This is a genomic window from Trinickia sp. Z7 (assembly GCF_056498045.1).
The window spans coordinates 192,092-212,757 of sequence record NZ_JAUEQW010000003.1; the positions used below are offsets into that span (position 1 = coordinate 192,092).

Sequence of the window (20,666 nt, forward strand, 5' to 3'; positions counted from 1 at the left end):
TTTTTGTTTAGTAAAAAATGCTAAACGTGCGCTTCGCGTGCATGCATGAGCGCCGCGCCTTCCTCGAGATCGATGACGAACACCCCCGCCGCGTCCTGTTTGGCGCGGTGCTTGGCCAGCGCGGCCACCGATGCGATGTCCTCGCTGCCGTAGCGCGCCTGAGCGCCGCGAGCCGGCTCGACCCGCACGCACCCGATCGCCATGGTCACGAAGCCGAAGAACGTTGGGTTGCCGCGCCGGTCTTCGCCGTGAATGCCGCCGGCTTCGCGGTCCTCGTCCGCATAGAAATGCAGGCTGCCCGTGTTGAACGCATCGACCGCGCGCAACACGCGCGTATGCCAGTCCTCGCTTTGGAACAGGATCAGGAAGTCGTCGCCGCCGACGTGGCCGAGGAAGTCGCGCGTCGGATCGCACACATCGGCCAGCACGGCCGCCGCGAACTTGAGCACCTCGTCGCCTTGCCAGTAGCCGTAACGATCGTTGAACGGCTTGAAATGGTTCAGATCGACGTAGCACGCGTGAAACCGCACCCGGTGCCCCACGAGCCGCGAGATATGGGAGCTGATCGGAATGTTGCCGGGCAGAAACGTGAGCGGATTGGCGTAGCGGGCCGCTTCGATGCGCACTTCCGTGACGGCCCTGACGAGGCTTTCGCCCGTGCCCAGGCCCACGTAGCGCCCTTCGTCGGTGATGACGAAGCCGTCCGCGAGGTAGCGCTGGTCGTCGCTCGCGAGCAGCTTGGCCATCTGCTCGACGGTCATCGATTTTTCGATGACGACGGGCGACGCATTCGCGAACAGCATGCAAGGGCGTTTGCCGAACAGCTCGCGGTGATAGGGCAGGGCATAGCGGTCCATGAAGCTGCGCCGGTTGATGAGCGCGATCGGCTCGTCTTGCTCGACCACGGCGAGCGCATGCAGCGCCGGCAGGCGATTGAACAGATCGAGGACGTCGTTGTTCGTCGCGCTCGTGGGCAACGCGGGCGCCGGGACGATCATTTTCGCAGCCGCCATGCTGCCCGAGGGCGATGCGGCGATCGAGGCGCGCGTCGCTCCGGGAAATACGGCGATGTGGTTGGCGCCGAGGGCCTCGCGCGCGGGTTCGGCAAGCTTGCGCGGGGCACGCGGATCGGGCCGGCCGAGCAGAAACCCTTGGCCGAGCGCGATTCCCATGTCGCGCACGACGATCAAATCGGCTGCGTTTTCGATGCCTTCGGCCACGAGGCGTGCGCCGCTCGCCTCCGCGAAATGCTGCATCGCGCGAACGGCCTCGAACTTGAGCGAGTCGTTGGCGATGTCGTCGATGAAGAAACGATCGATTTTGACGACGTCGGGTTGCAGGCGCACCCAAAGATTCATGCTCGCGTTCGCCGTGCCGTAATCGTCGAGTGCGAACTGGATGCCGGCCTCGCGCAGCGACGCGACGGTCGGTGCGAAGCTGCGTACGTCGGCAATCGTGCTTTGCTCGGTCAGCTCGACGACGAGACGCTCGGCCGCCACGCCGCATTGCTGCAGCCAATCGATCATGCGCTCGTTCGTCGCCTGCAGCGCGACGAGGGCGTCGGCGCTGAAGTTCAGGAATAGTTTGCCTTCGCATCCGAGCTGCGCGAAAGCGGTCGCGCAAGTGCGCGCCGCGGCATGCTCGAGCGCCACGCATTGGCCTTGGCGGGCGGCGCGATCGAACAGCGCGCCCGGCGATTCCAGCGAGGATCCGGCCGGGCCGCGGATGAGCCCTTCGTAACCGAGGATCGTGCCGCCGCCGAAATCGACGATCGGTTGAAACACGGCGGTGAGCGCGTGCCGAGCGATCAGCTCGGTGACGGACGGCTCGCCGCGCGGCGAAGACTGGCTCAATGACATGACGGAACGACAAGCCGGAAAGGATTGGATAGTCGGCTTATCGACCTTGGCGATTGAGAATTGAATGAATTTTCGGTGAAGCGATGCACTTCGATGGTGCGCGCCGGGGCACCGCCCCGGCGGCTAGTCGGCGATCGGTGCGCAACCGGGCTGCGCCACCGCGTCGTTCGCCGCGTCGATACCCACGTGTTCGCGCACGAGATCGGCGATAGCGATCGGCTCGGTTTCGTTGGGCGGCGCGGCATCGTGTGCGCGCTCCGCGATGACGACGCGGTTGCGGCCGCTGTCCTTCGCATCGAGCAATGCGCTGTCGGCACGCCGGATCACGCGCTCGATCGGCTCGCCGCGCACGTGTTGCGCGACCCCCACGCTGATCGTCAACGTGACTTCGAGCTGGCGTGCATCCTCGATTCGCTTGCGCAGCCGCTCGGCGACGCGCGCCGCGTCGTGCTGATCGGCGGCCGGCAGCAGAACGACGAACTCCTCGCCGCCGAAACGGCCCGCGACGTCGGTCGGCCTCATGCTGTCCTGGATATGCCGCGCGATCAATTGCAGCGCGCGGTCGCCCGTGTCGTGGCCGAAGCGATCGTTCACGGATTTGAAGTGATCGGCGTCGATGTACAACACGGAAAAGGGCTGGCCCACGCGCTCGGTGCGCAGCAGAATGCGCCGGCCCAGCTCGAACACGCGGCGCCTGCGGGGCAACTGCGTCAGCTCGTCGATGTCGGCGAACGCGCGCAGTTGGCGCTCCAACCGGAAACTTTTCTTCTGCGAGCGCAGCGCGAACAGGTTGGTGACTAGGCTCGTCGATATGGCGATGAACATGGAAAGCACGACGCCGAACTGCTCGACGGCGGGGGGCTTACTGAGCGCGACGAGCGCGAGCGGGCCGGCAATGGCGAGCGCGGCCGTTGCCGGAAAATCCCATCCGCGCAGCAGCACGGGACTGAAGGTCAGCGGAATCAGAACGAACGCCGGGAGCACGATCAGCATGCCGTCGCCCCATTGCAATGCGTGCAGCACGATGCCCGCTTCGAGCGAAGCGATGAAAGCGAGCGCGGCCAGACTCGCGCGCAGCCCACTGCCTTTGGTCCAAGCCACGGCAAGCGCGGCGGCCATCGGCAGCGCGGGCAGGGAACTCGCGAGCGCTGCCGGCGCCATGCGTTGATTGTCGAGCCAAGCGTCGCCGACGACCAGCACGACGTAGCCGACGAGCGCCGTCGCAAGCTGCGCGCAGAGAAACGACCACAGGCGATGGGCCGCGTAGTCTTCGAACGATTGATTGTCTTCCGGCGCCTCGATGGTCTTGGCGCGCTGCCCCCGGATGCGCCGTACGCGGCGCGCCGCCTCTTCCTGGCGTTCGTCGTCGGATCGATCCTCGCTACTCATTTATTTTCTCGCTTGGACGTGCAACTTCGGCATTTACTGAAAAATCTTATCGGCACCCCGGTTCCGTCGCGCCATTCTAATAGCGCTAAATGTCGAGTGGGACGATTTTAAGAAGATTTATGAGTGGTGGTTGGCCGCTGACGGCGCCGTTGCCTCGTAAGCGTTATCCGGCCTCGCTTGCCCGCTGAGCTGAGATAACCCGCCCGGTACTTTGGCGGCCGCGCGTTTCACAAAATTTGGGTATTGAAGAAACCGCAAACGTTTGCCGTTTGCAATGAGCTTTTTTCGCCGCAAAATCGGTGGCTGGTTATCGCGTTTCTCGATTCGAGCGAATTGGCGGCGCAACGCGATCCGCCCGCGGGCAGCGGGCCCGACCATGCGGCCCGCGCCGCGCGCGTCAGTGCTCGGCGTGCGCCGCCGGCCGCGGGCCTTCATGGTGGACATCGCGCGCAGCCCACCGCTGGGCGAGCGCTGCGCAGACCATCAACTGGATTTGATGAAACAGCATGAGCGGCAAGACGACCGCGCCCACGGCTTGAGAGGCGAAGATCACCTTCGCCATGGGGATGCCCGATGCGAGGCTTTTCTTCGAGCCGCAGAAGATGATCGTGATCCGATCTTCGCGATTGAAGCCGAGGCGCTTGCTGGCAAGCGAGGTGAGCGCGAGCGCCGCGGCGAGCAACAGCGCGTCGACGACGAACAGGCCCCCCAGCGCGCCGAGCGAAAGGTGCCGCCAAAGACCTTCGTTGACGGCTTCGCTGAATGCCGTGTACACGACGAGCAGGATCGAGCCTTGATCGACGAAGCGCAGGACCCGCCGGTTGCGCTCGAGCCATGGACCGATGAGCGGCCGCGAGAGCTGGCCCGCGATGAACGGCACGAGCAATTGCATGACGATCGCGCCGACGGTGTGCCATCCGGAGCCCGACGAGCCCGCGTGATTGGTGACGATCAGGCTCACGAGCGCGGGCGTGACGAAGATCCCGATGAGGCTCGAGGCCGAGGCGCTGCAGACGGCGGCCGGTACGTTGCCGCGCGCGATCGACGTGAATGCGATCGAAGACTGGACCGTCGAGGGCAACGTGCACAGAAACAGGATGCCCATGTAAAGCTCGGGCGTCACGAGCGGGGCGGCGAGCGGCTTCATCGCCAAGCCGAGCAGCGGAAACATGACGAAGGTGCTCACGAGCACGAGCGCGTGCAGCCGCCAATGCGTGGCCCCCGCGACGACCGCTTCGCGCGAGAGTTTCGCGCCGTGCAGAAAGAACAGCAAACCGACGGCGATATTCGTCAGCCAATTGATGGCCACCGCCGTTTCGCCGCGGCAGGGCAAAATGCTCGCCAGCACCACCGTGCCGATCAATGCGAGCGTGAAGTTGTCAGGCACCAGAAAAGAGGGACGACGCATGAGTAAAGCTTCTCGTAAGCGATGAAAAACGCGCTGCGCAAAAAACGCGCGTGAAACGGACAAAAAATACGGCGAACAAAACCGCGTTGGCAGCGGTTGAAAATAGTCGCACGAATCCCGGCGAATGAACAAAACCGCCACAGTAACACCACGTTACAACGGCGTTGCTCGCCTAACATTTTTTGCCTCGACACCCGAACGGGCGGCCCATAAATTACCCGAGGAGATCCCTCGGAGCACCGATTTATCTGACGACCGCTCGGTAAAGGCGCCCCGCCGCGCGCCGATGCACGACGGCATCCGAGAGGATGGTTGGCGAGTGCATCGATCATGGCCGATTCGGCTCTTCATACCTTTTTGTTGCGTTGGGCGGCGGTTGCGTTGTGCGCAGCCGCGGTCTCGCTCGCCCATGCTCGGCCGCCGCAAGGTCCGCAAGGTCCGCACGGCGGTCATGGCGGTGCGGCCGCCGGCTCGTTCTGGCGCGCGCCGGCACCGCCGGCCGCAGGCGCTGCCCCGCGTGGCGGCGGGCAGCGCTCGTTCGTCGTGACGACGAGCCCCTATGGTCACGGCGGCCCGCGCGTGGCCCCTGCGCCGTCGGTTGCGGCGACTGCCACCCCGTTCCGGCCGGTCAGCGACGAGGCGCGCGCGCTAGCGCGCGACGGCGGCGCCGTGTACCTGCGCGCGGGCTCCATTCGCGCCGACATCGCCCGCTACAACGAGGAGCGCGGCCCGACCCGCGTGCCTCGCCCCCCTGCCGCGGGCGCTCGTCCGCCTCAAACGATGTCCGGCTTTCGCAACTAAGGCACGCGTCAGCGCATCGGCTCGAGTGTAGACCGCTCGTTCTGCCCGCCCTCTTATCGAAGCCGGCCTTTCCAACTCACCGCTCGGCGCTTTGCGCCTCGTGCGCCGTTTCGCGCATGCTGCCTGTCTTCGCGGTGATGCAAATACACCACACTTTTGCAGCCGAAACCGCGCTCCAAGGCCCTAGGAAAGAAGTCCTCGGACGAAATCATTTTGTCGTCGCGCGCGCGTGCGTCACTATTTCGACCTATCTCGTCCGAATGCTTGCAAGCGAGCGTCGGCGCGGTTCCACGGCTGGTCGCGACGCGTCCGGCAGGCGCCGCGACGGTGCGCGCCGCACCGCTTGCGGGCGGCCGCGCGTCAGTCAGGCGCGGGCTTAAGCGAACCGCTATACCGGCAATAAGCGGACGTAATTTTGTCCGGAAAAATGGTCCGTAACGATGGATCCGCCCCGAACTAGGCTAGTCAGGCGATCCCAGGCCCCGAGAACGGTTCGCGCGCTTCCTTTTTTGCCAAAGACAGGAGATCTCATGAAAGCCAACGTCAGCCGCGCGCTGAAAACAACGCTTCGCATGGCGGCGCTCGCCGCCTTGGCCGCGGGGGGCGAGCTCGCCCACGCGCAGTCTAGCGTGCAACTGTATGGGCAAGTCGACGCTTGGGCCGGGATGCAGCAGTTCCCCGGCGGCAAGCGCGCGTGGGTGGAAGGCGGGGGCGGGATGTCGACGTCGTACTGGGGCATGAAGGGCGCCGAAGACCTGGGCAACGGCTATCGCGCCGTCTTCACGTTGGAGGACTTCTTCCTGCCGCAAAGCGGCAATTACGGCCGCTTCTCGGGCGATACGTTCTTTGCCCGCAACGCATACGTGGGGATCGAATCGCCCTACGGCACGGTGACGGCCGGCCGATTGACCACGCACCTGTTCGTCTCGACGATTCTGTTCAACCCGTTCATCGATTCGTACACGTTCTCGCCGATGGTCTATCACGTGTTCCTCGGCAATACGGCGGTTCCGACCGGCGCGACGTACGCGACGGATACGGGCGTCGTGGGCGACTCCGGCTGGAACAATGCGGTTCAATATTCCACGCCGAACTACAACGGCCTGTCGGGCAGCGTCATGTACGGCCTCGGCAATCAAGCCGGCAACAACGGCGCGAAGAAGTGGAGCGCGCAGTTCCTTTACTTCCACGGCCCATTCGCCGCGACCGGCGTCTACCAATACGTCAACTTCAACAACGCGCCGAACGACCTGCGCCAGGTCACGCCCTTCGGCACGATCGTGCCGTTCAAGAGCCAGGGCGTGGCGCAGTTCGGCGCCAGCTACGACCTGAAGTTCGTCAAGTTCTACGGCCAGTACATGTACACGAAGAACGACGCGGTGACGGGAGGCGGCTGGCACGTGAACACGGGGCAAGGCGGGGTGACCGTACCCGTGGGCCCGGGCTCCGCGATGGCCTCGTATGCATACTCGCGCGACAGCGGCGGCCTGAATCAAACGCGCCGCACCTGGGCGCTCGGCTACGACTATCCGCTGTCCAAGCGCACCGACTTGTATGCGGCTTATATGAACGACCAGATCAGCGGTTTGTCGACGGGTCAAACGGTCGGCGCAGGGATTCGAGCCAAGTTCTGATCGGCTGCGGACCGCCGGCCGGGACGTCATGGCGGGGCGGCGGCCACGCGGCCGTCTAGAATGCCGCGTGGGTCGATGCGGCCCATCCGGTCGATACGGTCGATACGGTCGATACGGTCGATACGGTCAATGCGGTCAATGCGGTCAATGCGATCGGCGCCGTAGTTGGCGCCAACTTGCATAGGTCGGCAGGTCCGCTTCGACCGCCGACGCTTCCAGCGGCGCGAGGCTGTAGAAAGCACGCTCCCATCCGGGCACCGGTACCGGCTGCGCAGTGGGCACGGCCGCTCGATTCGGCCGATACGCTTGGTCGGGCCAAAACAGCGGCATCAGCGATCGCTGTGCCATCCCCTCGCGCATCCAGTCGGGGCCGCCGGCGTCGGCCACCGTATCGCACTGGAATGCCCATTCGTCGTCGTCCCACGCCACGAAAACGCTCGGCTTGCCCGCCGCATCGAACAGGAGCACCGCATCCTGTTCCGGACGCCAGTAATATTCGACGAAGTTTTCGCGGGCGGCCAAATCGTCGAGCACTTGCACGACTCGCTGATCGCAATATGTGGCCCCCACGTCGTGGACGCCGACGCACCCGCGCAATCTACAGTGTTTTTTATTTGCATCGAGCAGTGCGCCGGCCAAGGCGTCCGGCATGCCCGCGTCGCGCTTGCGCAGATAAATATCGATGAGTCCTGCGTTGAAGGCATCCACGGCCTGCCGATCGCCCGCCGCGCCCGTGAGCAGGATTTTCGTGCAGACGATATCGCTGATCGACTCGAGAAATTGGATGCCGTCCATCTCCGGCATTTCGTAATCGACGACGACCGCCGCCACTTCTTCGAATCTCAGTGGATCGCGTAGCGCGTCGTTGCCCAACGCATTGCCGCCGCCTCGTTCCAATCGAGAATACGCTTCGCCTGCCATTCGAATAAGCGGGACGCTGCGATCTCGCGAGCGCATGAAATCGAGCGCTACCCCGGGTCGCATGAAAAAGCGGTTCAGTTGCCCGTCTCGAAAAATCCCCCGTAACCCATCCAGAAAATCCGCGCTGTCATCGAGAAAAACCGCGGATGCGGGATAGAACAGCGGTTGCGTGACAAAAGAACTCATACCGGCCTCATGAAAAAAGAAAAGCGGCGCGACACCGCGATCGGCATTCGGCCCCAATTATCGTCAATTACGGTCTTCGGCAAATCGGCGCGGTAAGAATCGCATATTCCCCGGCCTTGGGGAATGCGCGCTACCGCTCGTAGCGATTTCCGAGGAGTTTATTCATGTTGACGCGAGAAAACATTCCGTACCTTCTTGCCAACGGCGCGGCGCTCTTGACCCCCGAAGCGCTCGATGTCGACGCGCCCAAGACTTTCCACCATACGATCGACATCTATTTGAAGGATTCCAATTCGTTCATGAACACCTATTTCGCCCGGTATTTCGAATGGCAGGGGATCTGCCGCGAACGCTGGTTTTACGAATGCATCGACAATAAACTGCTCGGCGCGGGTGGCGCATTCGTCACGAAACGCGCTCATCAGGAGTATGTTCAGGAGACGTTCCCGTTCCAGCGTGTCGACTGTTATCTGAACACCATCAAGGTGAGGCAGTGTTCCGCCTATTTGCTGTTCCGCTTCTACGTCGCGGGCCGGCCCGTTTCGATGGGCTATCAGCAGATTCTGTTCGCAGGCCCGGACAAGCGCATTCGGCGTTTCCCCGCCGGCATCGTCGAGCGCGTGACCGAATACGAGCTGGACTTGCCGTCCGATAGGGTTTGATCGTCGCCACCCGCGGCGTGGACCGGACGCATTAGCGTCGGACAAGGGGCGGCGGATCGGGCAGCGCCGTGATCCGCCGTTCATGCCGGCTCCGGCAGACGCAGCGTGAATGTCGTATGGATGCCGGGCGCGGACTCGCATGAAATGCCGCCGCCGAACGCTTCGCAGACGCGGCGGCAGAACGTCAGACCTACGCCAGCTCCTCGCCCGTGGGCTTTGGTCGAGTAGAACGGATCGAAAATCCTGGGTAGCGCGTCGGCATCGATGCCGCAGCCGCTATCGCTGAAGCGCACCACGCAGTAGCCGTCGCGGCGGCATGCATCGATAACGATACCGCCTTTGCCTGCGGCCTGGATTGCATGAATCGCATTCTTCAACAAGTTGAAGAAAACGAAGATCAGCAAGGAATCGGAGCCGACGAATCGGATTGCCGGATCGATCCGGGCCACCGAAACGAGGCTTCGCTCCCCCGCCCGAAACGGATAGCGCTCCAGGGCCGATTCGATACAGGTGCAGAGGGCATGGGCGGAGAACGTGCGCGGATCGAGCCGGTTCAAGGTGAGCGAGGCGAGCGACATCTCGATCACGGTGCTCGTGCTGTCGACCTGACGCCGGATCGCCGATGCAAGCGCAGGCAATCTGTCAGGTTCCTCGCGCACATACAGGCCGTCGCCGCATAAGCGATGTTGCACCGCCAGCCGGTAGCCGCGCATCAGTTCGGGCAGCGCGCGGCGCAGTTCGTCGGCATGCAGGCCGATCGTCGCGAGCGGGGTTGCGACTTCGTGCGCGACCGTCGCCAGCATGAGGCGAGGGCTCATCAGTCCGTATCGGACGATGGATACCGCAAGGATGCCCAGGCTCACGGCGATGGAGAGGGCGCCGAGGGGGTAGAACGCATAACCGTAATTCACGGCGTAATCGGTCGCGGCAAGAGAATAAAAGCCGAGGCTGACGAGGCATAGATGGAGTAGCTCACGGGGCCGCGAGGCGCGTGTTCGACGCGCTTCTCTAATTAGCAACCAACCACTGCGCCCGGCCAGAAAGACCGTTTGCGCGACGTGGACCGGATGCAATGGCCCGGCCTTCGGGTAGTATCCGAAAAAGAACCAGCGAAAGCCGTCGATCACTTGATCGCCGCTCAGCAATAACAGCGCAAGCGCCGCACATAGCCCATAAGACACCGTCAATAACCGTTTTTCCGTGCGCGCTGCGGCAACTTCCACCACGAAGTGATAGAACGTGGTCGGCAAGAACAAGATAAACAAATAGCCGATCTTCACGAGCAAGCTTGCCACCTCCGGGTCAGTCGTCTGAAACAGAAATGCCCAGGTGGCTTGCCAGACGAATGTCGTCCCGCACATCGCGATAAATGGCGCCGCCACGCGCGTCAAACCCTCGGTCACCAGCACATAAGCGCCGAAACCGAGAAATAACGCCGACACGAAGGCGGGTAATAGCGAGTACATAGCGCGTTTTTTGGGGTGCCGCGACGAGCCTATCGGCCGGCAGCCGCATTCCACGAAAACAGACGTGTCTGTTTGGTGGGACCTGAATGATGGCGGGCGATCGATAAATCCATGCGAAAAGGGCGGAGCGCTGATATGGGCATGCTTCGTTTCGATAGGATGGTGTCGAACCGGGATATTAACGCATTCGGATTTCACCGAGCTCACCCGAATCCGGCTAATTCGAAGCGGTAATTGCCCGCGTAAAAGGATTGCGGTGGCGCTGCGATCGATGGGCCGAGTTCCCGTCCTTGCCTATACTTCGAACACTAGGCGCAGCCGGCATGCGCTAGCGAGGGAACCATGACCGATCTTTCGACGCCGCAACGTCTCGACCCGGCACGGCCGAGCCCGGCCGCCCGTTTGCGTTTCGTTACGGCCGCTGCGCTGTTCGATGGGCACGACGCCGCGATCAACATCGTCCGGCGCATCTTGCAGGCGAGCGGGGTCGAAGTCGTGCATCTCGGTCATAACCGCTCCGTTGCCGAGGTCGCGCGCGCGGCGCTCGATGAAGACGCCGACGGCGTGGCCGTGTCCAGCTACCAGGGCGGCCACATCGAATACTTCAGGTATCTGGTGGACGCGCTGCGCGAGGGCGGGGGCGAGCGCATTCGCGTATTTGGCGGCGGCGGCGGGGTGATCGTGCCCGAGGAGATCGAGGCGCTCGAGCGCTACGGCGTCGAGCGGATTTATTCGCCGCAAGATGGGCAACGCTTGGGGCTGCAAGGGATGATCGACGACATGATCGCGCGCTGCGGCAGCGCAGCCGCGATGCCGCCGAGTGCCCTGCCGCCCGTCGAGGCGCTGGCGGCCACGGGCGATCGGGGTTGGCGCGCCCTTGCCAGGTTGATCAGCGCACTCGAAGACGATCGCGTCGATCCGGCTGTGCGCAAAGCGCTGCGCGAGCGCGCTCGTGCGCGAGGGGCGCTAGCGCCCGTGCTCGGCGTGACGGGCACGGGCGGGGCCGGCAAGTCGTCGTTGACCGATGAACTAGTGCGGCGTTTCAGGCTCGACTATGCCGATGACCTCGCAATTGCGATCCTCGCGATCGACCCGTCGCGGCGCAAGTCGGGCGGCGCGCTGCTCGGCGATCGCATTCGCATGAACGCAATCGGCAATTGGGGGCGCGGGCCGCGCGTGTTCATGCGCTCGCTCGCGACGCGCGAAGCGGCGACCGAATTGCCCGATGCCATCCCCGATGCGATTGCGGCCTGCCAAGCGGCGCGCTTCGATCTCATCATCGTCGAGACGTCGGGCATCGGCCAGGGTGACGCTGCGATTGCGCAGGTGGCGGATCGTTCGCTCTACGTGATGACGCCGGAGTTCGGGGCCGCTAGCCAGCTCGAAAAAATCGACATGCTCGACTTCGCCGATTTCGTCGCCATCAACAAGTTCGATCGCAGCGGCGCGCTCGATGCGCTGCGCGATGTCGCCAAGCAGATGCAACGCAATCAAGGCGCGTTCGATGTGGCGCCGGATGCCATGCCCGTGTTCGGCACGATCGCCTCGCGTTTCAATGACGAGGGCGTCACGGCGCTTTACCAGCGCATCGCGCTCGCGCTCGCCGAGTGCGGATTGCGCGCGCCCGCGCCGGGGCTGCGCTTGCCGCGCGTCGCCGTGCGCCACTCGCGCGAGGGCGGGGCGATCGTGCCCGCGGCTCGCGTTCGTTACTTGTCCGAAATCGCCGCGACGGTGCGCGCCTACCGTGCGCGGGCCGAGGAGCAGGCGCAATGCGCGCGCGAGCGTTGGCAGTTGTGCGAAGCCAAGCGCATGGCGATGTCGACGAGCAACCGGGTGAATCGAAGCGGCGCCGGAGATGACCCGGCGATACATGCCGCTGCTGCTGTGAACTCGTTGGCGGCCCCAACCGCTCCGGCCGCCCCAACCCCCGATCCGGTGGCCGCCCGCCTCGATGCGCTGATTGCCGAGCGTGACGCGCGGCTCGGCGCCCATGAGCGGGCGCTGCTCGATGCCTGGCCGGACACGGTCGAGCAATATTCGGGCGAGGAACGCGTGGTGGCGATTCGCGGCCGCGAGATCCGCGCGAAGCTGACCGAGATCACGCTGTCCGGCACGCGATTGCGCAAGGTGTCGTTGCCGAAGTTCGCGGACCCGGGGGAAACGCTGCGCTGGTTGATGCTGGAAAACCTTCCGGGCGCGTTCCCCTTCACCGCCGGCGTGTTTCCGTTCAAGCGCGAGAACGAAGATCCCACACGCATGTTCGCGGGCGTTGGCGATCCGCCGCGCACGAACCGCCGGTTCAAGCTGCTTTCCGAGGGCATGCCCGCGCGGCGTTTGTCGACGGCGTTCGATTCGGTCACGCTCTACGGCGAGGACCCCGACGAGCGCCCCGATATCTACGGCAAGATCGGCAACTCGGGCGTGTCGGTGGCAACGCTCGACGACATGATCTCGCTCTACGACGGCTTCGATCTGTGCGATCCGGCAACGTCGGTTTCGATGACGATCAACGGTCCCGCGCCCACGATCCTCGCGATGTTTTTCAACGCGGCGATCGATCAGCAACTGGCGCGTCTTCGCGCGCAATGCGCCGCGCAAAACCGTGCGCCGAGCGCGGGAGAAATCGAACGAGCGCGCACCGACGCGTTGCGCGAAGTGCGCGGCACCGTGCAAGCGGACATCCTCAAGGAGGATCAGGGCCAAAACACCTGCATTTTTTCGACCGACTTCAGCTTGAAGATGATGGGTGACGTGCAGGCCTATTTCATCGAACACGGCGTGCGCAATTTCTATTCGGTGTCGATCTCCGGCTACCACATCGCCGAGGCGGGGGCCAACCCGATCACGCAGCTCGCGTACACGCTCGCCAACGGCTTCACCTACGTCGAAGCCTACTTGGCGCGAGGCCTGACGATCGACGATTTCGCACCGAACCTGTCGTTCTTCTTCTCCAACGGCATGGAGCCGGAGTACACGGTGCTCGGCCGCGTGGCGCGCCGCATTTGGGCGATCGCGTTGCGCGAGCGATACGGCGCGAACGAGCGCAGTCAAAAGCTCAAGTACCACGTGCAGACTTCGGGCCGGAGCCTGCATGCGCAGGAGATCGAGTTCAACGATATCCGCACCACGCTGCAGGCGCTGATCGCCGTCTACGACAACTGCAACTCGCTGCATACGAATGCCTTCGACGAAGCGATCACGACGCCCACGGAAGCGTCGGTACGCCGAGCGATGGCCGTGCAACTGATCATCAATCGGGAATGGGGGTTGGCGAAGAATCAAAATCCGAACCAAGGCAGCTTCGTCATCGAGGAACTGACCGATCTCGTCGAAGCTGCGGTGCTGGACGAGTTCGACCGGCTAACGGCGCGCGGCGGGGTGCTCGGTGCGATGGAGACGGGCTACCAGCGCGGACGGATCCAAGACGAATCGATGCGCTACGAGCATCGCAAGCACGACGGCTCTTATCCGATCGTCGGCGTGAACACGTTCGTCGGCGAACGAGAAGCCGAGCGGGGCGGGCCGTTGACCTTGGATCGTTCGACGACGGAGGAAAAGGAGCGCCAGCGCGAAAGGCTCGCGGCGTTTCATGCGCGCCATCGCGACGAAGCGGGGCCGATGCTCGATCGCCTGCGGCGCGCCGTCATCGATGGGGAGAATGTATTCGCGGTGCTGATGGACGCGGTGCGCGTCTGTTCGCTCGGGCAGATCACGCACGCGCTGTTCGAAGTCGGCGGGCAATACCGGCGCAACATGTGAACGGCTCACGCCTGAACGGCGGCGCGAAAGGGTTTATCCCGCAGCGTGCATGCGAGTCCAGAGGCGCGCACACCCGCTCGCGAATCGCGCGGATCGCACGGACCGGATTGCGAGCGCGACTGCCGTCCCTCCGGGCAACGCTTAGCGCGTTCCGACGAGGCGCGCGAGCGCGTCGTCGTATTCTTGCTTGAGGCGCTCGACCAGCGCCGCCACGGTCGGCACGTCGTCCATCAAGCCGACGCCTTGCCCCGCGCCCCAGATGTCTTTCCAGGCTTTGGCTTTGTCCCCCCCAAAATTCATCTTCGTTTTGTCGGACTGCGGCAGGGCCTCGGGATCGAGCCCGGCGTTGACGATGCTCTCGCGGATATAGTTGCCGTGTACACCGGTGAACAAGTTCGTGTAAATGATGTCCGACGCGCTCGCGTTGACGATGGCGCGCTTGTAATCGTCGACGGCATGCGCTTCCTGCGTCGCGATGAAGCGTGTGCCCATGTAGGCGAGATCGGCGCCCATCGCGCGAGCCGCGAGAATCGAACCGCCGTTGGCGATCGCCCCCGAGAGCACGATCGGCCCGTCGAAGATGCGCCGCACTTCGCCCACCAGCGCGAACGGCGAGGTCGTGCCCGCGTGGCCGCCCGCGCCCGCCGCGACGAGAATCAAACCGTCCACGCCGGCCTCGAGCGCTTTTTGCGCATGACGCAAGTTGATCACGTCGTGCAGCACGATGCCGCCGTAGCTGTGCACGGCGTCGATGATCTCTCTGGCTGGCGCGCGCAAGCTCGTGATGAAGATCGGCACCTTGTGTTCGACGCATACGCGCACGTCCTGCTCGAGTCGCACGTTGGACTGATGCACGATTTGATTCACGGCAATCGGCCCGATTCGCGCGGCCGGATGCGCGGCCCGATAGGCCGCCAATTCCTCGTTCATCTGCGTGAGCCATTCGTTCAGCAGTTCGGCGGGCCGTGCGTTCAGCGCGGGAAACGAGCCGACGATACCGGCCTTGCATTGGGCCAGGACGAGCTCGGGGTAGCTAACGATGAACATCGGCGACGCCACGACAGGCAGCGTCAGATTCTGTAGGACGGCGGGCAGGGCCATGACGCGTGTCTCCTTGCTTTCTAAAAGAACGATCGTTCGATTATAGGGTATGCGCAGGGGCCACATGGCGGGCTCGGCGCTGGAGGGAGTGCTCTGCTTCTACGTTTCGTGGCGCGGCGAACGAGCGCGCGTCATTGGGCCGCCTAAAATACGAGAAGTTCGAACAACGATAAGCAGCAGGAGTGAGCGATGAGTTTTGCCGACTTTACCCCGTTTCGCGTCGACGCCGGCGGTGTCGAGATCTTTGGCTTGAAGGGCGGGGAAGGTCCTCCGTTATTGCTGATGCACGGACATCCGCAAACGCACCGGATCTGGGAGCGCTGTGTGCCGCATTTGGCCCAGCATTTCACCGTGATCGCGACCGATTTGCGCGGCTACGGCGCATCGGGCAAGCCGCCGAGCGATGAGACACACGCGGCCTATTCGAAGCGAGCGATGGCGGCCGATCAAGTCGCCGTCATGCGTCGCTTCGGCTTCGACCGGTTTCTCGTGTGCGCGCACGACCGCGGCGCGCGCGTGGCCCATCGCATGGCGCTCGATCATCCGGATGCCGTCGAACGCATGATGCTGCTCGACATCGCGCCCACCCTTGCAATGTACGAGGGCACCGACCGCGCCTTCGCCACCGCCTACTTTCACTGGTTTTTCTTGATCCAGCCGCAGCCGTTGCCCGAGACCCTGATCGGCGCGGATCCGGCGGCCTATGTCAGAGGCGTCATGGGCAGCCGTCACGCGGGGTTGGCCCCGTTCGAGCCCGATGCGCTGCGAGCGTATTGCGATGCGTTGTCGGCGCCGGGCGCCGTGCATGCCATGTGCGAAGACTATCGCGCGTCCTCCACGATCGATCTCGAGCACGACCGCGCCGACATCGAGCGCGGCCACAAGCTCGGCTGCCCCGTGCGCGTATTGTGGGGCGGGCAGGGCGTCGTCGCGCGCTGTTTCGACCCGTTGCACGAATGGCGCAACGTCGCGCGCGACGTCAGCGGCCGGGCGCTCGCGTGCGGCCATTACATTCCGGAAGAAGCGCCCGATGCGCTCATCGCCGAAATTCACGATTTCTTCGAAACCGACGAATCGGGCGAACGCGTTCTGAGCGCGCGCGGCTTGGGCTGAGCCGCCGCCCCCGCGTCGAGCGCCGCGCGCACTTTGCGCGGCTCACTGGGCGCGAGCGGCGGCAGGCGCCTTGCCACGGGCGTCGCCTTCACGATGGCCGTGCTCGTCTCCGCACGCTCGCCCACCTTCGACAAGATTTCGTCGAGCTCTTCGATGTTGCGCAGGAAAAGGCGGCAGACGAAGCAATCGTCGCCGGTCACCTTGTCGCATTCGACGAATTCGGGAATGCGGCGAATCTCGTCTTCGATCAGATGCAACTGCCCCGGGAGCGGTTTGACGCGAACGATCGCCTGCAGCGTATAGCCGAGCGAGCGCGGATCGACTTGCACCGTGTAGCGCTCGATGACGCCTTGCGCCTCGAGCCGCCTCAGGCGCTCGGCCGTGCTCGGGGCCGAGAGTCCCACCTCGCGCGCCAGATCGGCGGTGGCGGTGCGAGCGTCTTGCGCGAGCAGGCGCAGCAATGCTCGATCGGTTTCGTCCAGCGAAGCGCTTGCATCACTGGAAAGGCGTTTTGCCATAGTCACCTTCGTTTGAAAGAAAAAAACAGCGCTTTGCCTAAGTTTAGCTATGTCTCTGTCGAACGCAAATCGCTAGACTGATTCGCACGATGTTCGACCGACGCGTTGCGAGCATTGGCCGGTAGCAGGACCGGCGCTGCGCGGTGCAAACCATTCAAGATCAAGGGACAGGTGCCGACATGGCGGCTAACGAAGCATCAAAGGAAATCCGGCGCGGCGCGATCGAGATGGTCGCCGCGATGCTGATCTCGGGCACGATCGGATGGCTCGTCGTTGCATCGGGGCAATCGCCGCAAAACGTCGTTTTCGTGCGTTGTTTGCTGGGCGCGCCGACGCTCGCCGCGATTTGCGTAGCCCTCGGGCTGGTTCGCCGCGACGCGCTGTCCTGGCGCGTGCTCGGTCTCGCGGCCCTGGGCGGTGCGGCGATCGTCGCGAACTGGGTGCTGCTGTTCGCGGCGTACTCGCGCGCTTCGATTTCGATGGCGACCGTGGCGTACAACACGCAGCCGTTCATGCTCGTGGTTCTCGGTGTCGTGGTGTTTCGCGAGCGGATCACCTCGTCCACCGCGGCATGGCTCGCGCTCGCCTTCGTCGGGCTCGTGCTCGTCGTCAAAGTCGAACCGGCGGTATTGGCCGTGCCGGGGCAGTACCTGTTGGGAATCGGCTATGCGCTCGCCGCCGCATTCTGCTACGCCGTCTCGTCCATCATCACGAAGCGGCTCAAGGGTACGCCCCCGCAATTGATCGCTCTGATTCAGGTCACGCTCGGCATCTTTTTGCTCGCGCCTTTCGTGAGTCTGCACGCGTTGCCCAAGTCGTTCATGCCGTGGGCCGACCTCTCGACGATCGGCGTCGTGCATACGGGGCTCGTCTATGTCTTGCTCTATGGCGCGATCCAAAAGCTGCCGACCGTGATGACGGCCGCGCTCTCGTTCATCTACCCGATCGTGGCGATCGTCTGCGACCGGTTCGCGTTCGGGCAGACCCTTGCGTGGGTGCAACTCGCCGGCGCCGTGCTGATCTTGCTCGCGGCCGCAGGCGTGAATTTCGGCTGGCGTGTCCTGCCCCCGCGGCGTATCGCCGCTGGGCTTGCGGCGTACCGCGGTGCAAAGGACGAGTGAGGGCGCGCCTATCGGTCTGCAGGGAAATCACCGATGCGTGGCGGCGGCGCGCATCGGTATCATGACGACTGACGCTGATCACGTCGAAAATTGCGCCGTTCGTCCTAGATGATGAACGGCTTTCTTTTTTGTGCGCGTCTGCAGCGCCAGGCTGTGCGACTTGCACTGCGCTGCCCTTCCAGGGTTGTCCGGGCGGCCCGCCGGCCCTAAACGCGCAGCGCGACGTCGGCCACCGGCGCGCCCGTCAGCGCGATCAGTTCTTGCGGCGACAGATTGAATACGGCGTGAGGGTGTCCCGCCGCCGCCCACAGGCTATCGAGTTGCAACAAGTCGGAATCGATCAGTGTGACGGGCGGGGTGAGGTGCCCGATCGGACACACGCCGCCGATCGCATAACCCGTTTTCTCGCGCACGAAGGCCGCGTCGGCGCGACCGATCTCGCCCACGTGCTGCGCCACCTTCTCTTCATCGACACGATTGACGCCGCTTGCCACGACGAGCACGGGGGCATCGTCGTGGCGGCGCCGAAACAGAATCGATTTGGCGATTTGCGCGACGGAGCAACCGAGCCCCGCCGCAGCCTCCGCCGAAGTCTTTCCCGTTTGCGACAACATGACCACCGGCTTTTCATGACCGCGCTCGCGCAGCAGCAGCGCGACGCGGCGGGCCGTCTCGGGCAGGGCGGCCAGATTCATGATGCACATGCGGCGTTGGCCGCTTTGGCGAGCAATGCGCGCCCCGCGCGCGAGGCGTTTTGCCGATCGATCGACGACGAGATGAAATCGCCGATCGCCACCACCGCGTTCAGATCGATGCCGGTTTCGATACCGAGCCCATGCATCAGATACAACACGTCCTCGGTCGCGACATTGCCGGTCGCCCCCTTGGCGTAGGGGCAGCCGCCCAGCCCTGCCACCGATGCGTGAAAAATTTCGATGCCTTCGAGCAGCGACGCATAAATGTTCGCGAGCGCCTGCCCATACGTGTCATGGAAATGCCCCGATAGCTGCTCGCGCGGAAACACTTTCGTGACGGCGGCGAACACTTCGCGCGTGCGCCCCGGCGTGCCGACGCCGATCGTATCGGCGATATCGATCTCATCGCAGCCGAGCGCGGCCATGCGCTGCACGACATCGACGACCGCAGGGACCGGTACGTCCCCCTGATAGGGGCAGCCGAGTGCGCAAGAGATGCTGCCGCGCAGCCGTAGGCCGGACTCCTTGGCGGCGCGCGCGACCGGTTCGAAGCGCGCAATGCTCTCGGCGATGCTGCAATTGATGTTCTTCTGCGAGAAGGCTTCGCTTGCCGCGCTGAAGATCACGATCTCATCGGCGTGCGCGGCCAGCGCGCCGTCGAAACCTTTCATGTTCGGCGTGAGCACCGAGTAGATCGTGCCTTCGCGGCGTTCGATGCCGGTCATGACCTGTGCACCGTCGGCCATTTGCGGCACCCATTTCGGCGAGACGAACGATGCCGCTTCGATATTGCGAAAGCCTGCTGCCGACAGACGGTTCACGAGATCGATCTTGACCTCGGTAGGCACGAACTGCTTTTCGTTTTGCAGCCCGTCGCGCGGACCGACTTCGACGATTTTGACTGCAGCCGGCAAAGACATGGAATGTCTCCTCGATAAACTCGTTCGGAATGCTAAGCAAATCGGTTAGGCGCTACGAAAGCGCACACTCGTTTGCTCAATTTTCGATGCTCGAATGCGTGAATGCTAGTAACCGCGCCGGCGGTCGACGATGCCGCCGATGGCGTCGCCGCGCGCGAGCGCGTCAATCTTACGCGCAATTTGTTCGACGGCAGGCTCGCGCAACGTGAGCGCCGCGATGTGCGGTGTGATCGTCACGCGCGGCATGCGCCAGAACGCATGGTCGTGCGGCAGCGGCTCCTCGCAAAAGACGTCGAGCGTTGCGGCGGCGAGCCGGCCGTCGCCGAGGGCGTCGATCAGGTCTTGTTCGACCAGATGCGCGCCCCGGGCCAAATTGACGAGATAGGCGCCTCGGGCGAGATGGGAAAACGTCGTACGGTTCAAGATACCGTCGGTCTCCGGCGTGCTCGGCAGCAGATTGACGACGAGCTTCAGGCCATCCAAGAACGCGGGCAGTTCGCGCTCGCCGGCGAACGTCGCGACGCCGTCGATCGTTTTTTCACTGCGGCTGTAGCCGCGCACCGGCAAGCCGAGCGCGGCAAGCGATTTCGCCACCTGCGCCCCCAGCGCGCCCAGGCCGAGCACGCCGACATGGAACGTTTTGGGCGCATGCGGTTCGAGCACGCGCCACGGTGCTTGATCGGCGTGCTGCCGCTGCGCTAGTTCGTATTCATCGAAGCGGCGCAAGTAGCGCAGCGCCGCGTACACGGCATATTCGGCCATTTGCGTGGCCATGCCCGTATCTTCGAGCCGCACGAGCGGCAAATCGGGCGGCAGCGTCCCGGGCCTGGTTCGTTCGAGTGCGAGCAAAGCGTCGACGCCCGCGCCGAGCACGAAGACGGCGCGCAAGCCCTCACGCGGAGCCAGCAACTCGGCGGGCGGGCGCCAAACGACGGCATAGTCGGCGGCGGCCGTATCGCCGGGCGCCCACAGACGCACGTCGGCCGACGGCAACGCGCGCGCGAGCGACGCAAGCCAGGCCGGCGCGTCGCCGGCCTGCGGGGTGTAAAAGACGATTTTCATGCAAGGGCGGGCACGCGGGAAACGCGTGGCCGGTATCGATGAACGTTGGCC

15 protein-coding genes and 1 pseudogene are annotated in these 20,666 nt (G+C 64.1%); 6 read left to right on the forward strand and 10 right to left on the reverse strand.

What is annotated here, in order from left to right:
- Nucleotides 1–20 precede the first annotated feature (20 nt).
- The 3 genes from QQS38_RS07360 to QQS38_RS07370 all read right to left on the reverse strand — a co-directional run bounded on the left by QQS38_RS07360 (nucleotide 21) and on the right by QQS38_RS07370 (nucleotide 4,656).
- Complete coding sequence (locus tag QQS38_RS07360) at nucleotides 21–1,859, reverse strand: EAL domain-containing protein (protein WP_479644717.1); 1,839 nt, start codon at nucleotides 1,857–1,859, stop codon at nucleotides 21–23.
- A gap of 123 nt (nucleotides 1,860–1,982) precedes the next feature.
- Nucleotides 1,983–3,248 (reverse strand): GGDEF domain-containing protein, encoded by a 1,266-nt coding sequence (locus tag QQS38_RS07365; protein WP_479644718.1) that lies wholly within the window; start codon nucleotides 3,246–3,248, stop codon nucleotides 1,983–1,985.
- A 397-nt stretch (nucleotides 3,249–3,645) separates the two neighbouring features.
- Nucleotides 3,646–4,656 (reverse strand): bile acid:sodium symporter family protein, encoded by a 1,011-nt coding sequence (locus QQS38_RS07370; protein ID WP_479644719.1) that lies wholly within the window; start codon nucleotides 4,654–4,656, stop codon nucleotides 3,646–3,648.
- A gap of 330 nt (nucleotides 4,657–4,986) precedes the next feature.
- On the opposite strand from QQS38_RS07370, the gene QQS38_RS07375 reads away from it, so the two are divergent.
- Nucleotides 4,987–5,457: a peptide-binding protein gene (locus QQS38_RS07375; RefSeq protein ID WP_479644720.1), complete on the forward strand. Its 471-nt coding sequence runs from the start codon at nucleotides 4,987–4,989 to the stop codon at nucleotides 5,455–5,457.
- Nucleotides 5,458–5,987: 530 nt separating this feature from the next.
- Nucleotides 5,988–7,091 (forward strand): porin, encoded by a 1,104-nt coding sequence (locus tag QQS38_RS07380; protein WP_479644721.1) that lies wholly within the window; start codon nucleotides 5,988–5,990, stop codon nucleotides 7,089–7,091.
- 144 nt (nucleotides 7,092–7,235) lie between these two features.
- Here the strand turns inward: QQS38_RS07380 and QQS38_RS07385 are convergent, their stop codons facing one another.
- Nucleotides 7,236–8,198: a response regulator gene (locus QQS38_RS07385; RefSeq protein ID WP_479644722.1), complete on the reverse strand. Its 963-nt coding sequence runs from the start codon at nucleotides 8,196–8,198 to the stop codon at nucleotides 7,236–7,238.
- Between the two features lie 164 nt (nucleotides 8,199–8,362).
- Here QQS38_RS07385 and QQS38_RS07390 point away from each other — a divergent pair, with 164 nt between their 5' ends.
- The gene (locus QQS38_RS07390; RefSeq protein WP_479644723.1) at nucleotides 8,363–8,860 is read left to right on the forward strand and encodes an acyl-CoA thioesterase; all 498 of its coding nucleotides are present in this window, start codon (nucleotides 8,363–8,365) and stop codon (nucleotides 8,858–8,860) included.
- 80 nt (nucleotides 8,861–8,940) lie between these two features.
- On the opposite strand, the gene QQS38_RS07395 is transcribed toward QQS38_RS07390, so the two are convergent.
- On the reverse strand, nucleotides 8,941–10,326 hold the full coding sequence (locus tag QQS38_RS07395; protein WP_479644724.1) for a sensor histidine kinase: 1,386 nt from the start codon (nucleotides 10,324–10,326) through the stop codon (nucleotides 8,941–8,943).
- Between the two features lie 342 nt (nucleotides 10,327–10,668).
- On the opposite strand from QQS38_RS07395, the gene QQS38_RS07400 reads away from it, so the two are divergent.
- On the forward strand, nucleotides 10,669–14,085 hold the full coding sequence (locus QQS38_RS07400; RefSeq protein ID WP_479644725.1) for a methylmalonyl-CoA mutase family protein: 3,417 nt from the start codon (nucleotides 10,669–10,671) through the stop codon (nucleotides 14,083–14,085).
- Nucleotides 14,086–14,226: 141 nt separating this feature from the next.
- Here QQS38_RS07400 and QQS38_RS07405 read toward each other — a convergent pair whose 3' ends face one another.
- Nucleotides 14,227–15,186, reverse strand: a complete 960-nt coding sequence (locus QQS38_RS07405) for an NAD(P)H-dependent flavin oxidoreductase (RefSeq protein ID WP_479644726.1) — start codon at nucleotides 15,184–15,186, stop codon at nucleotides 14,227–14,229.
- A 189-nt stretch (nucleotides 15,187–15,375) separates the two neighbouring features.
- On the opposite strand from QQS38_RS07405, the gene QQS38_RS07410 reads away from it, so the two are divergent.
- Nucleotides 15,376–16,299, forward strand: coding sequence for an alpha/beta fold hydrolase (locus tag QQS38_RS07410; protein WP_479644727.1), 924 nt, complete (start codon nucleotides 15,376–15,378; stop codon nucleotides 16,297–16,299).
- A 50-nt stretch (nucleotides 16,300–16,349) separates the two neighbouring features.
- On the opposite strand, the pseudogene QQS38_RS07415 reads toward QQS38_RS07410, so the two are convergent.
- A pseudogene (locus QQS38_RS07415) lies at nucleotides 16,350–16,817 on the reverse strand (Lrp/AsnC family transcriptional regulator); the annotation flags it as partial.
- A gap of 179 nt (nucleotides 16,818–16,996) precedes the next feature.
- Between QQS38_RS07415 and QQS38_RS07420 the strand changes: the two are divergent.
- The gene (locus QQS38_RS07420; RefSeq protein ID WP_479644728.1) at nucleotides 16,997–17,938 is read left to right on the forward strand and encodes a DMT family transporter; all 942 of its coding nucleotides are present in this window, start codon (nucleotides 16,997–16,999) and stop codon (nucleotides 17,936–17,938) included.
- Nucleotides 17,939–18,144: 206 nt separating this feature from the next.
- Here the strand turns inward: QQS38_RS07420 and QQS38_RS07425 are convergent, their stop codons facing one another.
- From QQS38_RS07425 to QQS38_RS07435, 3 genes are all read right to left on the reverse strand, one after another.
- Entirely contained in the window at nucleotides 18,145–18,633 is a 489-nt protein-coding gene (locus QQS38_RS07425) for a YbaK/EbsC family protein (protein WP_479644729.1), read from the reverse strand.
- Nucleotides 18,630–19,553: a hydroxymethylglutaryl-CoA lyase gene (locus QQS38_RS07430; protein ID WP_479644730.1), complete on the reverse strand. Its 924-nt coding sequence runs from the start codon at nucleotides 19,551–19,553 to the stop codon at nucleotides 18,630–18,632. Before QQS38_RS07430 ends, QQS38_RS07425 begins: the two co-directional genes overlap by 4 nt.
- Nucleotides 19,554–19,658: 105 nt before the next feature.
- Nucleotides 19,659–20,615, reverse strand: coding sequence for a 2-hydroxyacid dehydrogenase (locus QQS38_RS07435; protein WP_479644731.1), 957 nt, complete (start codon nucleotides 20,613–20,615; stop codon nucleotides 19,659–19,661).
- Nucleotides 20,616–20,666: the final 51 nt, after the last annotated feature.

Excerpts from the sequence above, each read along its gene's own strand:
- QQS38_RS07360 (WP_479644717.1), bottom strand. The coding sequence starts at position 1,859 with ATGTCATTGAGCCAGTCTTCGCCGCGCGGCGAGCCGTCCGTCACCGAG.
- QQS38_RS07365 (WP_479644718.1), bottom strand. The coding sequence starts at position 3,248 with ATGAGTAGCGAGGATCGATCCGACGACGAACGCCAGGAAGAGGCGGCG.
- QQS38_RS07370 (WP_479644719.1), bottom strand. The coding sequence starts at position 4,656 with ATGCGTCGTCCCTCTTTTCTGGTGCCTGACAACTTCACGCTCGCATTG.
- QQS38_RS07375 (WP_479644720.1), top strand. The coding sequence starts at position 4,987 with ATGGCCGATTCGGCTCTTCATACCTTTTTGTTGCGTTGGGCGGCGGTT.
- QQS38_RS07380 (WP_479644721.1), top strand. The coding sequence starts at position 5,988 with ATGAAAGCCAACGTCAGCCGCGCGCTGAAAACAACGCTTCGCATGGCG.
- QQS38_RS07385 (WP_479644722.1), bottom strand. The coding sequence starts at position 8,198 with ATGAGTTCTTTTGTCACGCAACCGCTGTTCTATCCCGCATCCGCGGTT.
- QQS38_RS07390 (WP_479644723.1), top strand. The coding sequence starts at position 8,363 with ATGTTGACGCGAGAAAACATTCCGTACCTTCTTGCCAACGGCGCGGCG.
- QQS38_RS07395 (WP_479644724.1), bottom strand. The coding sequence starts at position 10,326 with ATGTACTCGCTATTACCCGCCTTCGTGTCGGCGTTATTTCTCGGTTTC.
- QQS38_RS07400 (WP_479644725.1), top strand. The coding sequence starts at position 10,669 with ATGACCGATCTTTCGACGCCGCAACGTCTCGACCCGGCACGGCCGAGC.
- QQS38_RS07405 (WP_479644726.1), bottom strand. The coding sequence starts at position 15,186 with ATGGCCCTGCCCGCCGTCCTACAGAATCTGACGCTGCCTGTCGTGGCG.
- QQS38_RS07410 (WP_479644727.1), top strand. The coding sequence starts at position 15,376 with ATGAGTTTTGCCGACTTTACCCCGTTTCGCGTCGACGCCGGCGGTGTC.
- QQS38_RS07420 (WP_479644728.1), top strand. The coding sequence starts at position 16,997 with ATGGCGGCTAACGAAGCATCAAAGGAAATCCGGCGCGGCGCGATCGAG.
- QQS38_RS07425 (WP_479644729.1), bottom strand. The coding sequence starts at position 18,633 with ATGAATCTGGCCGCCCTGCCCGAGACGGCCCGCCGCGTCGCGCTGCTG.
- QQS38_RS07430 (WP_479644730.1), bottom strand. The coding sequence starts at position 19,553 with ATGTCTTTGCCGGCTGCAGTCAAAATCGTCGAAGTCGGTCCGCGCGAC.
- QQS38_RS07435 (WP_479644731.1), bottom strand. The coding sequence starts at position 20,615 with ATGAAAATCGTCTTTTACACCCCGCAGGCCGGCGACGCGCCGGCCTGG.